The 13,429-nt window shown below is 46.4% G+C and carries 15 protein-coding genes, 1 rRNA gene and 1 riboswitch; of the genes, 2 read left to right on the forward strand and 14 right to left on the reverse strand.

The genetic code is table 11. The annotated features are described in order from the left end of the window. Positions 1–143: 143 nt before the first annotated feature. The 3 genes from ACESLK_RS22845 to ACESLK_RS22855 form a co-directional block, all read right to left on the reverse strand. Positions 144–1,301 carry a resuscitation-promoting factor gene (locus ACESLK_RS22845; protein ID WP_373232020.1) on the reverse strand — a complete coding sequence of 386 codons (1,158 nt, stop codon included), beginning with the start codon at positions 1,299–1,301 and terminating at the stop codon, positions 144–146. Between the two features lie 275 nt (positions 1,302–1,576). Further along, positions 1,577–1,796, reverse strand: a riboswitch (cyclic di-AMP (ydaO/yuaA leader). Between the two features lie 177 nt (positions 1,797–1,973). Further along, positions 1,974–2,747 carry a TatD family hydrolase gene (locus ACESLK_RS22850; RefSeq protein WP_373232021.1) on the reverse strand — a complete coding sequence of 258 codons (774 nt, stop codon included), beginning with the start codon at positions 2,745–2,747 and terminating at the stop codon, positions 1,974–1,976. Between the two features lie 21 nt (positions 2,748–2,768). Then, entirely contained in the window at positions 2,769–4,064 is a 1,296-nt protein-coding gene (locus tag ACESLK_RS22855; RefSeq protein WP_373232022.1) for an HD domain-containing protein, read from the reverse strand. 320 nt (positions 4,065–4,384) lie between these two features. Between ACESLK_RS22855 and ACESLK_RS22860 the strand changes: the two genes are divergently transcribed. Next, positions 4,385–4,639, forward strand: a complete 255-nt coding sequence (locus ACESLK_RS22860) for an AbrB/MazE/SpoVT family DNA-binding domain-containing protein (protein ID WP_256762250.1) — start codon at positions 4,385–4,387, stop codon at positions 4,637–4,639. Between the two features lie 106 nt (positions 4,640–4,745). Here the strand turns inward: ACESLK_RS22860 and rsmI are convergent, their stop codons facing one another. The 10 genes from rsmI to ACESLK_RS22910 all read right to left on the reverse strand — a co-directional run bounded on the left by rsmI (position 4,746) and on the right by ACESLK_RS22910 (position 12,526). After that, positions 4,746–5,681 carry a 16S rRNA (cytidine(1402)-2'-O)-methyltransferase gene (gene rsmI, locus ACESLK_RS22865; RefSeq protein ID WP_373232023.1) on the reverse strand — a complete coding sequence of 312 codons (936 nt, stop codon included), beginning with the start codon at positions 5,679–5,681 and terminating at the stop codon, positions 4,746–4,748. Beyond that, the gene (locus tag ACESLK_RS22870; protein WP_373232035.1) at positions 5,678–6,502 is read right to left on the reverse strand and encodes a tRNA1(Val) (adenine(37)-N6)-methyltransferase; all 825 of its coding nucleotides are present in this window, start codon (positions 6,500–6,502) and stop codon (positions 5,678–5,680) included. The genes rsmI and ACESLK_RS22870 overlap by 4 nt, the downstream gene beginning before the upstream one ends. 159 nt (positions 6,503–6,661) lie before the next feature. Continuing rightward, positions 6,662–7,024 carry an initiation-control protein YabA gene (locus tag ACESLK_RS22875; RefSeq protein WP_373232024.1) on the reverse strand — a complete coding sequence of 121 codons (363 nt, stop codon included), beginning with the start codon at positions 7,022–7,024 and terminating at the stop codon, positions 6,662–6,664. A gap of 88 nt (positions 7,025–7,112) precedes the next feature. Further along, positions 7,113–7,913: a PSP1 domain-containing protein gene (locus ACESLK_RS22880; RefSeq protein ID WP_373232025.1), complete on the reverse strand. Its 801-nt coding sequence runs from the start codon at positions 7,911–7,913 to the stop codon at positions 7,113–7,115. A gap of 2 nt (positions 7,914–7,915) precedes the next feature. After that, complete coding sequence (holB, locus tag ACESLK_RS22885; RefSeq protein ID WP_373232026.1) at positions 7,916–8,893, reverse strand: DNA polymerase III subunit delta'; 978 nt, start codon at positions 8,891–8,893, stop codon at positions 7,916–7,918. 30 nt (positions 8,894–8,923) lie between these two features. Next, positions 8,924–9,367, reverse strand: a complete 444-nt coding sequence (locus tag ACESLK_RS22890; RefSeq protein ID WP_373232027.1) for a YaaR family protein — start codon at positions 9,365–9,367, stop codon at positions 8,924–8,926. A 23-nt stretch (positions 9,368–9,390) separates the two neighbouring features. Beyond that, entirely contained in the window at positions 9,391–9,720 is a 330-nt protein-coding gene (locus tag ACESLK_RS22895) for a cyclic-di-AMP receptor (RefSeq protein ID WP_373232028.1), read from the reverse strand. A gap of 115 nt (positions 9,721–9,835) precedes the next feature. Then, on the reverse strand, positions 9,836–10,483 hold the full coding sequence (gene tmk / locus ACESLK_RS22900) for a dTMP kinase (protein WP_373232029.1): 648 nt from the start codon (positions 10,481–10,483) through the stop codon (positions 9,836–9,838). A gap of 202 nt (positions 10,484–10,685) precedes the next feature. After that, positions 10,686–12,155, reverse strand: a complete 1,470-nt coding sequence (locus ACESLK_RS22905) for an aminotransferase class I/II-fold pyridoxal phosphate-dependent enzyme (RefSeq protein ID WP_373232030.1) — start codon at positions 12,153–12,155, stop codon at positions 10,686–10,688. A 185-nt stretch (positions 12,156–12,340) separates the two neighbouring features. Then, the gene (locus ACESLK_RS22910; RefSeq protein ID WP_373232031.1) at positions 12,341–12,526 is read right to left on the reverse strand and encodes a sigma factor G inhibitor Gin; all 186 of its coding nucleotides are present in this window, start codon (positions 12,524–12,526) and stop codon (positions 12,341–12,343) included. Between the two features lie 159 nt (positions 12,527–12,685). Here ACESLK_RS22910 and ACESLK_RS22915 point away from each other — a divergent pair, with 159 nt between their 5' ends. After that, positions 12,686–13,213, forward strand: a complete 528-nt coding sequence (locus tag ACESLK_RS22915; RefSeq protein ID WP_373232032.1) for a transposase — start codon at positions 12,686–12,688, stop codon at positions 13,211–13,213. A gap of 96 nt (positions 13,214–13,309) precedes the next feature. Here the strand turns inward: ACESLK_RS22915 and rrf are convergent. Then, a 5S ribosomal RNA gene (gene rrf, locus ACESLK_RS22920) occupies positions 13,310–13,426 on the reverse strand. Positions 13,427–13,429 lie beyond the last annotated feature (3 nt).

Below are 13,429 nucleotides of genomic sequence, written 5' to 3' on the forward strand. Positions count from 1 at the left end.
AATAATACAAGCGTATACGAGATTAAGGTAGACAGCAAGGAATGTGATGAATACAGCGGTGCAACGCAAAATCGGGAAGAAGCCCTTTTGGCCTCTTCCCGATCCTATCCTGCAACAGAATAAATCTTAACAATAGCGTCTGTTTAGTCCGCGGATGGCTTTACCGGACCGATTACGTAAACGGTATACCCGCTTTTTCTTCCAAACTTGTTAGCGCGTGACTCGCTATCGTAGTAGATATCGATTTTCTTGCCTTTAATCGCACTGCCTGTATCTTCCGCTCTTCTGAATCCGATACCTTCAATGTAAACCCACCAGCCAATAGGAATAACCTTAGGATCCACGGCGATTGTACGTCCTTCTTGAACGACAGATCCTGATGCGGTTATGCCATAACCGGCATCACCCTTGGATTTACCTGTCGAAGCAAAGCCCGCGGAGTAAGCAGTCATAGTAACATTGCTCAGCATTCGTTTAATCTTGACGGTTTTTCCGTTTAGTTGAACGGTTTTGGCTTCGGCAGCTGAAGGAGCCCCGTTATAAGAAAGCTTCACCACTTCCGCTTTCTTCTTGGTTCCAATCGCAACGATCTGCTGCACCGCTGGCTGTGCAACGGTTTTCTCGATCATTTCCTTGCTGACTAGCTTGCCATCCTCAAAGATTTTTTCTGTCTTGAATACGACAAGTCCGTTCTTGCCGGTCTTAACAACCTTTTGTTTACCGAACTCTAAATCTTTGTTTTTCTCCTCTACGACAGTGAATGCGATAGGGTACTCGGTCTCTACGACTTCTTTATGAACCCTTACGATAGATACGGTCATTCCCGCTTCCAAGGAACTGTTAAGCGCTGGACTTACCCGGTCATCGCTTCCTAGAGAAATATTCAGTTCCTTTATGACTCCCCCGACGGTGTCTTCTGTCGTATACGTTACATCCTGTTTGCCGTCCGCCTTAACTGTAACTCCTATTGCTCGATCGATGACGATCTGGCTTCCCTCATGGAGAGGATCCGTAGTCAATAAGGAGAGACGGTCATTCGGTCCAACGTGTATTTCCTGCTCTTCGAGAAAACCAAGTACATTCGAAGTACGGGTTTCGAGAACGGAAGCTACTCCGTTGTCAATGATCGTTATGTTTTTCATTGCTGCCTTCTCTAGCAACGACATAAACATGATCGTGATGGCAAAGACGAGAATTGCGCCTAAAAGTGCTGCGCGCAAATGCTCATGCTTCCATCGCAGTGCGAAAAGCTTGCCGGTCGGTCGTGGATCATGGGTTTCCTGGGCAGGAATAACTCCCATTTTCTCGCTCCTCCTTCATAGCCCCGCCGTCGACTGTGATGCATGACTGCTGTCTGACGCGACTAATCCAATTTTGGTTACGGCAACTTGCTTCAGCCCAAAAGTTAAGTTCTTCCGGCTTGAATTCAAGCGCCGCCTTATCCAGTTCGTGCAGTTGTTGCTCTATACACAAGCACCCAACACTCTTTTTTTCAACACAAAAAGCCATCGAGACAGAGGACCTGTTCGTGGCTTCCGCAGTAGAAGAATAAAAGAAAATAGCGCGGCACGAGGTTGACCTCTCTCTATAACGCTTGCGGGGTTAGCTGTCGGGTTCGGGCGAAGAGAGTTGCCCTATTCACTGCATGATATGACGAGTCACTCAGATAGAGCCGCGTCACTATCACTTGCGAAATTCACCCCAAGATTGCTCGGACCGCTTTGGACGTTAGTACTCGATCGTCGCCGCGTTGGGTCCCCCACTCTCCTGTTCAGGAGATTAAGCGTACTGGAAAAGGAATGTCATATTCGAACATCTGTTGTTGATGATAACCTCTACCTGCCCGTGGTGTAAAGAAGATGCATCGGACGAATTTCCCCATTTTTCCGGAAATTAACCAGTACTTTAGGATTACCCGCAACAAAAGCCAGTTTTTTCTACCTCAAAGTCTGTTTTCCTCTGTTGTTATCGGTTTATCTCGTTATGCTCAAACAGCGGCGTCCATTCTCACTCGTAATATTTGCCATTTCTTCCAATGTAACCCCTTTTATTTGAGCTGCCGTCTCTGCAACTATTCGAACATAAGCCGATTCATTTCTCTTCCCGCGATGAGGATGCGGTGTTAAATAAGGGGCATCCGTTTCAAGAAGGAGACGATCTAACGGAACACGTTCTAATACCTCTTTGGGTACTCTTGCGTTTTTGTAAGTTACGGGCCCGCCGAAGGAAATATAGAAGTTTAGATCCAGGCATTGCTGCGCGGATTCCCAGCTTCCTGAGAAGCAATGCATAATACCGCCTACTTCGGATGCTCTCTCTTCCTTCAGCAAACGCAGAATATCCTCATGCGCATCCCGATTGTGGATAATGATAGGTTTATTCAATCTCCGGGCTAATCGAATTTGTTCACGGAATACCGTATGTTGGATTTCTTTAGGTGATGTGTCCCAGTAATAGTCAAGTCCAATTTCGCCGATGGCCACAACCTTAGGGTGTCTGCTTAGCTTTTCAATCCAAGCAAGATCCTCTTCGAGCCTCATATGAATGGCATCTGTGGGGTGCCAGCCTACCGCAGCATATATAAATTCATATTGTTCTGCAAGTTCCATGGTTGAAGGAATCGTTTCGCGGTTAAAACCTATATTAACAATAGTGTCGATTCCCGCCTCTCGTGCACGAGAAATGACCTCTTCCCGATCGTTGTCGAACTTCGGAGAATCAAGGTGGGCATGGGTGTCGATTAGCATGTCGTTATTTGTCTCCTTCTATTATAGAGATAGTTTTTTACGTGTTTCAAAACTTAGGGAATGGGTATGTGGGAGTATGCGATCCTCTGGATAATAAAAGTAGTATTTTCCCCTTTGCAGCCCTGCAATAGATTGGATAATATCCGACTTCACGGATATCTCCGTTAATTGCTCCTGCTCATCCAGTAATAGGATCGGAGGCTTGTCATTCTCGTCCGGCAACGCTCCAGGCTTATAAACATCATAGGGTGAATCCATCGGGGTATCCACCTCCATGTGATAATCTGGATTTAAACCAATCCTTTGCCACTCCTGCCTGACTTTCTCGAGCCATGGCTGATCCTTCTGCTCCAAGGGAATATACTTATAAAGCATGCGGTTTAAGAACCGCTGGCATAAATCGGACAATAGCTCGTCCTTCTCTTCTGACCACTGTCCGAATGCAGTCTGCAGCATCGCTTCATCCAGCATTAAGTAATGGTGAAGGCCTATTGAGCCTTCCAATAATCCACGAATAGGCGGCAGCATAAATGAAAAGCTGTAGCCTTCCTGGCAAAGCTCGCTTGCTCTGCGCAGAATTTGTCGCAATACGATCTCCGAGCTGCGAGTCACTGGGTGAAAATAGACCTGCCAATACATCTGGTAACGCGACATTAAATAGTCTTCCACCGCATGCATTCCGCTTTCCTTCACCACAATTCGACCTTTAAAGGGTCGAAGCACGCGAAGAATGCGGTCTAAATCAAAGGTTCCATAATTTACACCCGTGAAATAAGCATCTCGCAGTAAATAATCCATACGATCTGCATCCATTTGACTCGATACAAGGCTGACTACAATCGGTTTCTCATATTTCTTATTGATGACGGAAGCTACTTTATCCGGGAACTGGGGATCGACCTCTCTCAATACCCGATTAACACCGGTATCACCTAATATGATGTCCTGTGTCCATTGCTCATGATGAGTATGAAAAATCTGCTCTAAGGAATGAGAGAATGGACCATGACCGACATCATGCAGAAGCGAAGCACAAAGGCTAAGCAATTTTTCTTCTTGCGGCCACCCAGCATATCTATTACGTTCAAATTGAGAAATGATTTTTCGAGTAATTTCATACACACCCAAGGAATGGGATAACCGACTGTGCTCTGCCCCATGGAAGGTTAGATAGGAGGTGCCTAATTGACGTATTCTTCTAAGCCGTTGAAACTCCGGCGTATTGATGAGTTTCCAGATGGTCAGATCCTGAACATAGATAGAATGATGTACAGGGTCCTTAAACACCTTTTCCTCTTGTAATTCGTCGTTAAGCATATTTATCACCTCGAATGGATTCAATATTCGACAAAATAACAGAATATGTGATGGTTTATGTCGAATTATGTCGTTAATCTATTTCCTTTAAGTCTAGCTGCACATTTCGGTCATGAAGTTCTCAATATCGCCTTGCATATTAGGGTTTCGAGGGATTATAAATCTTAAAGCTATCAAATATGGTTGACTTATTTGGGAATCGTTGGTACGATAGGAATCGGAAAACAGAGAACTTTGTCGAATACTGGCGAATACGGACAAGCTCTGGAAGTCGTGGTCCGTTTGATTTTATTTTAACCTTTTGAGAGGGGTAATACCAAATGATGAAATCCACAGGTATTGTAAGGAAAGTCGACGAGTTAGGTCGAGTGGTTATTCCCATCGAATTGCGCCGTACTTTAGGTATTGGAGAGAAAGATGCTCTAGAGATTTACGTAGACGGCGAGCGCATTATGCTCAAGAAATACGAGCCTGCATGTATCTTCTGCGGCAATGCAGAGAACGTAACTTATTTCAAAGGAAAAATTATTTGTCGAGAATGTTTGAAGGATTTGCCTTCACCTGTGACAAACTAAATAAAATAAGTTATAATAAAAAAGTATTCTGACAATTGTTAATTCTAACCTTTTCTATACTCCTTGAAAACCTCCCGACATTGCTATCGGGAGGCTTTTTTTTGCTCTAGTCCTCTTCCTGTTGATCAAGTAAGGACTGATAGACATCTCTGCGGGAAATCCCGCGATCTATTGCTGCAGACTTCATCGCTTCTTTGGGTTTAAGCTTAAGGGCTTCATAATGCTTTACATGCTGTTCAAGTGTTAGGGAAGACCACCAGGAGGAGGCTGCTTTTCCTTCTTCCCCCGATCCGCTCATCGTTTCATTATACCCTTCTAGGACAATACAGCATTCACCGAGCAACGAGAACTCTTCCACATGATTCAAGCAAGCCTGAACAGTTCCTCTTATCGCTTCCTCATGTCTTTTAGTAATCTCACGCACAATCGCCGCTCTACGTTCGCCCCAGCGCTCAGCGATCACTGCGAGTGTTTTTTTGATGCGGTGAGGAGATTCATAGAAGAGGATGGATCCACTTTCATTTTCTAACCCATCTAGAAGCTTATTTAATCCTTTGCGTTCTCGAGGCGGGAATCCAACAAACAGAAATCGTTCTGTCGGCAGACCCGAGATTATCAAGGCAGAAAGTGCTGCATTCGCTCCCGGAATAGGTACAACAGGAATACCCTGAGCCACCGCATCGCTTACCAAGTGTGCGCCAGGATCAGAAATCGCCGGCAGTCCTGCATCGCTGACTAGAGCAATACTCTGTCCTTCTGCAAGCAAACGAATAAGCTCGGGGCCGCTGGCTTCCCGGTTGTGCTCGTGATAGCTGACCAGCCGGTTCTGGATTTCGAAATGTGTCAGAAGCTTACGGGTTTGTCTGGTATCCTCTGCTGCAATCAGCTGAACTTCCTTTAATGTACGGATAGCGCGAAACGTCATATCCTCCAGGTTGCCAATCGGTGTCGCAACCAAGTATAAAGTTCCCGGCAGCTCACGGGGAGTGAAGCTGCGCTGTACCGTTGCGCTAGCTGCGTAAACTGATTCATCGATAGTCACCGTTTATTCTCCTCTCCGTGAGCTGGTTTGGATAAGTCGTGATCTCGTCCATTTTGACGCTTGAAATTCGGCAGCTCTGCGGCTTTTCCGTAGAATACAGCCAGCAATTCAGAAGTATAATCTCCGTCTTCCCCGTATACAAGAAGAGGCGGTAATAGTCGAACCTCCGGTCTGCCTTCTCGTGTTCCTTCTATTAATATCATATTCGCTTCCGCATCTTGGCGAGGATGGACAAACCGTATTCTCTTCGGCTCGATCCGGTACCTCCGCATTAAAACAATGATATCAACGAGTCGCGAGGGACGATGCACCATGGATATCCGTCCGCCCCGGCGAACCGCTCTCGAGCATGCCGCAATGACATCCTCAAGCTTGCAGCCAAGCTCATGACGCGCCATCGCTTGGTGATGGTTGTCTTTGTGATCGCCACTTTGCACCGGCAAGTAAGGGGGATTAACAGTTACAGCATCATATAGCTCGCCTTCGACGCTCCACTCGCGCAGGTCATTTTCTATAATATTGATTTTATGGTTTAGTCCATTTAGTTGTATGCTGCGGCGTGCCATATCCGCTAACCTCGGTTGAATCTCCACTCCGTCGATCGACGCCTCGGTTCGTGTGCTCAGCAGCAGCGGGATGACCCCGTTACCTGTACAGAGATCGAGCAACCGACCGCGCGGCGGTACTCCAGCAAACCTTGCAAGCAGCACCGCATCTAGTGAAAAGCTGAACACTTCAGGGCTTTGGATGATCTTCAACTCATGAGTGAGCAAGTCATCCAGTCGTTCCCCGGGCAGCAGAAGAGGTTCCTTTTCCTTCATTGAATGGGAATCCTTCAAGTAAAGCACTCCTCTATCTTTAATGAATGATACACGTTCCTAAGCTTACTTGATTCACCCTTCTATCGCAATGTTTAGTGTTCCGTGCAAACAAGAAAAAGCAGCAAGCCCGCTAAGGCTGCCGCTTCTATTTAAAAACCGTTATTTACTTAGAAAAGATAAACAGAACAAGCAATCGCCTTCCATACGTAAGTGACCATAATACACATTACAAATATGAAAACCCTCGTGGTATAGCCGGGCTAAGTTATCATAACCCTCTCCTACTCCCATAGCGGCAAGTGGTTTGTCTCCCTTGATGGCAGCCGGTTCTTCCGCCGTCTCTTGGGTCTGAGCGGGGTCTGTTTCCCGCTTCAGAACTTTTCTTAGCTGATGATTCTCGATCTGAAGCCTTTTATTCTCTTCCAATAGTTCTTTGATCATCAGCTTGAGAGCCCCGAAGTCGGCATGGATCGTGCCCATGTGCGATTCGAGTTCATTCACGCGAAGGAAAATGTCTTTCATAAACAACTATCCACCTCATGGCATCCGATTGTCTCGACTAATATGCAACTGTAGTCAGCGATGTCTCATCGAATACAGTCGTCATCAGTCATTTGAGGACTACATCGTCAAATGGCAACTCTTTCACTTTGCCAAGTTCGAACAACTGAACGTGTACGCTTCGGCTTCCTGCGTTTATTCCAACGACTTTGCCTTCGCCCATCGAAGTAACAACCAATCTGCCTACCGCAGGCAGCTCTTCCTTGGCGCTCTCGTAATTATCATGCTCATATTTCAAGCAGCACATCAGGCGGCCGCATAACCCTGAGATCTTCGTCGGATTTAGTGATAAGTTCTGGTCTTTAGCCATCTTAATGGAGACCGGTTCAAAGTCACCGAGCCACGAGGAGCAACACAGTACACGCCCGCACGGTCCTATTCCCCCGAGCATCTTAGCTTCGTCTCTCACGCCGATTTGCCGCAATTCAATGCGAGTCCGGAATACGCCAGCCAAATCCTTGACCAATTCCCGAAAATCGACGCGTCCTTCAGCCGTAAAATAAAAGATGATTTTATTTCGGTCAAACGTGTATTCCACGTCCACGAGCTTCATCTTAAGCGCATGGTCCTTGATTTTCTGCAGTCCAACGGTAAAAGCATTCTTCGCAGCTCCACGGTTCTCTTCCACTGCTTTGGCATCTATATCTCCCGCTACCCGTATAACCTTCTTGAGGGGCAGTACGACATCAGCTTCTCCTACCGTCTTCGGGCCAACAACGACTTTGCCGTATTCTACGCCACGCGCCGTCTCCACAATGACATGCTCATCCTTGGATACCGAATGCTCAGCGGGGTCGAAATAATAGATTTTACCCGCTTTCTTGAAGCGGACACCAACCACATCGTACAAATCTATCCCTCCCGCACGTTCACAAGAAATTGCTCTAGCGCCAATTGAGGCGGCACATGAGCCTTAATTCGCCTCGCTGCCGTCAACGCAGACTCCATCACCGATACCCATGAGCTTATGGACCTTGTCCAGGCCTGCTTAGAGATCCATTCTCCTTGATCCGGAAATACCATCTGGTTATGACGATCAGTCATGGCGTAAACCATATCTCTATACCACAAAGCTAACAGCCCCAACAATACGTCAACATGTTCAAGAAGATCCGTTTTGAATACTTGCTGCTGCGCTTGAAGCAGACTCGCGGTGAACTGGTTCGGATTTTCCCTACCTAATTGTATCACTACGTTTCGGATATCTGCAAACCAATTCTCTTCTACCAATAGTCTGCTTGCTTGAAGTCCGGATGCCAGATTGACGGCAGCTCGCGCTAGAAGCGCAGGTTTGCCTTCTTTAACGAGAACGGTTTCCAGTGCTTCCCGATCTCCCGAAGCAAACGCTATCAGCTGTGATCGCGATAATATCGTCGGAAGTACGGCTTGGGCGCTCGGTGCAAGCAGGATGGCGACTACAGGAGAGGGCGGCTCTTCCAGAAATTTAAGTAAGCTATTGCTAGCTTGTACGGTCATTGTCTCGGCGCCTTCTATAATATAAATCTTGTAGCCGGATTGGACGCTCCGATAAGATAACTCTCGCTGCAGCGTACGAATCTGATCAATCTTGACGTTTGCACCGTCCGGGGCAATCACATGCAGGTCCGGATGATTGCCGTGCAGCACCTTCCGGCACTCCAAGCATTCTCCGCAAGAATCATTACCCCCGCGCTCGCAGAATAGCGCTTGGGCAAAGGCTTGAGCCATCTCTCGCCGCCCGGATCCGCTTGGACCGGCGAACAGATAGGCATGTGCGATCTTTCCTGAGGCGATAGCGTTCTTCAGTAAGGCTTTCGCCCGATCTTGCCCCATTATTTGTTCAAAGCTCATCAAACGTACTCCTTTAGGAAACCCATCATGCTAAAAAACCAAATTAATCAGAATCCCACGGATTTCCCCTACTTTATGAAGGAGATCGATCCGTCCTTCTTCGTTCTGCAGCAGCTCTTCTCCCATGCTTACGAGCAACGAGTCTACTTCTTCGAGAAGCTTGTACCGCTTGCCGCGACCTCGACGATCCCAGCCTTTTGTTTCCTTCAGGGCAATTCCTCTGCGTACAGTATCCTCTAGGAATCCTTTAACCAGCTGTCTATAAAGCACGAGCTCTCTTATGGTCATCGAACGAGATAACCGATCACCTTGCAGACGAATGTCCTCAAGCTTACGTCGCAGCTCCTCGTGCGTCCTCTGCTCATCCTGCTGCTGCATAAGGTCGCCGAAGTTCTGCGCCTGTGTTGGCCGATTAGCAGACTCTCCTCGCTGCAGCGTCTTGCCAACAGGGTAAAACCCCGGTTGGATCTTCATTTCCGGTCACCGCCCATTGCCATTTAGAAGTGCTCAAACCGCTCTACTGGAAGCACGAACACAGCCGCTCCGCCTACCTGCACCTCAACCGGGAATGGAATATAGGAATCTGCTGCACCGCTGACGGGAGATACTGGCGTTACAAGCTGATCGCGTACTTTACAGTTGGCACGAATAACATCTAAAGCACTTTGAATCCGATCATCCTCCATGCCTATTAGGAAAGTCGTATTCCCTGCACGCAGGAATCCTCCGGTACTCGCTAACTTAGTCGCCCTGAATCCTTCCTTGATCAAAGCATTGGACAATCTGTTGCTGTCCTTATCTTGAATAACCGCAATAAGTAATTTCATTGTTCAGGCCCTCCTTAATCTCATAAAATGGGGTCTGTCTCTTCTTATTTAAATTGGACACTGTACCGCCAAAATCCTCTTTTTTAATCTCTTATCATATTTCTAATATGATAAGTCAAGATAGTTTACCCATTGAGACAAGAAACCGATCAAATACTTGTTTCACATCTTCAAATACTTCATCCATCTTTTGGTTCGCATTAATCTTAACGATCCGAGCAGGAAATCTTCTCACAAGCTCCAGATAACCCTCTCTTACCTTCCGATGAAAGGCAAGCGATTCTAAGTCTAATCGATTTATTTCGCGATCTGCGTTCTCATTTATACGTCTTAGCCCTACTTCCGGGTCTATGTCCAGATAAATCGTTAAATCAGGAAAGACATCTTCTATTGCGAACTCATTAATGGACAATACCTTATCGATACCCAATCCCCTCGCGTGTCCCTGATAAGCAAGGCTGCTATCGATAAACCTATCGCAAATAATAGATTTACCTTCGTTCAGTGTTGGCACTATTTTTTCTACATAGTGCTGCCTTCTGGCCGCCGCGTACAGCAGAGCCTCCGTCCGTCCGTCCATCTCTGTATTTTCTTTATCTAAAATAACAGACCTGATTTGTTCGGCGATGGCTATTCCACCCGGCTCTCGGGAAGTAATGATTTCGAGCCCTCTTGAATCAAGATATTCACTGAGCCTTGAAACAATTGATGATTTCCCTGCACCCTCGCCGCCCTCTGCCGAAAAAAAATACCCTCTCTGCATACCTCTAATTCCCCGATCAATTGTTGGATTGAAGAAAACTTTTTCTCTTTAGAATAGCACAAAAATATTTTTTACTAAATGCAGAGGTTAGCAATGAGATGTATAACTAGATCTCAGCGCACTCCGCGAGCTTTACTATACCATATGCGACTCCAGTTATAATGCTAATTACCCAGGTAATAAGGCCGAATAAACATAGCGTTTACTTTTTCATTTGAACTTGAATGCTGGCTAACTCGCTATCCTGCGCCCCTTGAATCTGAACTCCCGCACGTCGCCAATATTGCAGCTGTTCTATAATCTCTAAAGTAATAATTTCCCCAGGATATAGAATGGGTATACCCGGAGGATAAGGAATTATCCATTCTGCGGACGTAAATCCGCTGCAATTCTCGAGTTTTATCGACTTCGTTCTGTGCTCTTCTCGGCTAAATGCCACAGCCTCAGGGATTTTGCTGTCTGGAACAGGGCTGTTATCTGTTAGGGGTATTGAAGTTAGTCTCTTCGGTTGGTTATTTATTTGCTTTGCAATTTCTTCTAATGCGTTAATTAACGCTATACCATCCGCTTGTCTCGAGCCAATCCCGAATGCCATAACCACATACCTGGAATCTGACATTTCCGCCACACAATTGTGCCGAAGCAGCTCATTCCGCAGCTCCAAGCCGCTAAGCTTGGCAGATTCATCGAACAGAACCATTTTTAACGGGTCATAAGCAAGCTCACTATTCGCATATTGGCCATAACCTAAAGCCCGAAACGGTGTTTCCTTTAGTTGGTTAATCACATACTCCACCGCTTCAAGCGCAGGTTGAAACGCTGCCGCCCCTGCCGTATGGATCTGCTGCCTTGCAAGATCCAGTGAAGCCATTAACGGAAAAGAAGGGCTCGAACTCTGAACCATTCTAAGCGCTTGTTTAACCGCTGCCTTGCGGATAAGGTTGCCTTGCATATGAAGCATGGCACCCATTGTCATTGCCGAGAGCATCTTATGCGTTGACTGAACAACAAGATCCGCCCCAGCCTGTAATGCAGGACCTGGAAATGACGGATGAAAACCGAAATGCGGACCGTGTGCCTCATCCACTAATACAGGAATTCCACGATTATGCACGAGCTCTATAAGAGTTTTCAAGTTATGCCCCATCCCATAATAATTGGGCGAGGTAACGATGACCGCCTTGGACTCCGGATAGCGGGAAATTGCTGCTTCTAGGAGTGCTTCGCTCGGGACGGTAGCCAAACCTGATATCGAATCGATATGCGGCGGTAATAGAACGGCTTTGGCCCCTGCAATCATCAAACCATGAATAATCGATTTGTGGACATTACGCTGGACGATGAATATCTCTCCGGGATTACATGTTCCCAGAATCATCGCTAAGTTGCCTGCCGTACTGCCTCCGACAAGGAAACTGGTGTCCTCGGCCTGATAACAGTCCGCTGCAAGCTTCTGGGCTTCGGCTAAAGGCCCTTGAGGATGATGCAGGTCATCAGTATCCGATAACTCAGTTACATCCAGTGCAAGCAGCGCATCGAAGTGAGCGATTGCTTCTTCATTATGCCATGCTGCTTGCTGCTTATGTCCCGGAACATGGAACGCGTTCCCTTGTAACCGCTTATGTGCGACTAGCGCTTCGAACAACGGTGCCTTAAACTTGTTAAGCGACATATCCACACACTCCTAACACTCTTAACATGGCACATACAGGTTCCTTTCATTATAACAAACTACTTCGACAAGAATGCAAAAGCACTAACGCCTAAACGTCAGTGCTTCGTAAGTAATCTATATAAAAGAAGCAAATATAAAAAAGAGAAGAGTTGGATAGGTTAATACCTGTTCCAACTCCTAACTTATGTATGAAATCGAAGCCATAATTGCTTCATCTGATGGACAAAAAAAGGATATCTATCATCTTCTACCTTAGTATGAACCATTTCTGATTCGCAGGATGTACATATAAATTCGGTCACAATCGTGATTCCGTCTTCTTTCGGTTCGCCACAAACGATACATATTTTTCGTTCGGTTTGGTCCATGTGTATCCCTGCCTTTCCCTATGATGTTTTTAATATGCCCTAATTCTATGAAAATATACGTATTCATAGCAACAGATATATACTAAACATAATAATATTCACGCTTTCGTCCGATAGTAATGAACAGAGCGTTTTTTTGGTAATGGAGGAGATGGAAGCTTGAATACCCCGACAGCGACTCGTGATGCGACTTTCTATCATTATACGCTCATACGTAAAGTCGCACTTCGCCCTGAAAGTAAATATAGTTATATGGCGACAGCCTTATTGGTTATTTCAGCCTTATATTTGATATATGGATGGATTGGATTAATCTATTCAGCGGCCGCGATTGTTCTTACATTGCTCGTTCATGCACTAGTTTTACGCTTAACCTTACGTCGAGTAGATGAGCAGTCCGAGAAGAGATGGACCTTCCGTCTGGACTGGCCATGGATTGGGCCTTTGCCTATTATGGATACGCAGCTCTCCCTTTTTCGTCGTCTTCACTTTCATCTATTCTTAATTGGCTGTTGCGTTGCCGGACTATTCTATCCTTGGGCACATTCCTCTCTCGTTATTGCAATGGTCTATTGGCATTTATGGTTATTGACACCACGCATACGATTATTGATAACCCTGCGCCGCGAGCGCAGTGATGGTGTCATCCGCCTAGAATCGAAGGAAGTCTCTTACTATCATCAGTAACCTCAGTCACATGGGTGCTTAATCTTAATCAAACAACTTACGGTCTAAATAGACGCAAAAAAGCACCCAGCGATGGGTGCTTCTCTCTGTTCTCCGGCCTGGCAACGTCCTACTCTCCCAGGACCCTGCGGTCCAAGTACCATTGGCGCTGGAGGGCTTAACGGTCGTGTTCGGGATGGGTACGCGTGGAACCCCTCCGCCATCATTACCAGACCA

This window comes from Cohnella sp. (assembly GCF_041640265.1).
Lineage (GTDB): Bacteria > Bacillota > Bacilli > Paenibacillales > Paenibacillaceae > Cohnella.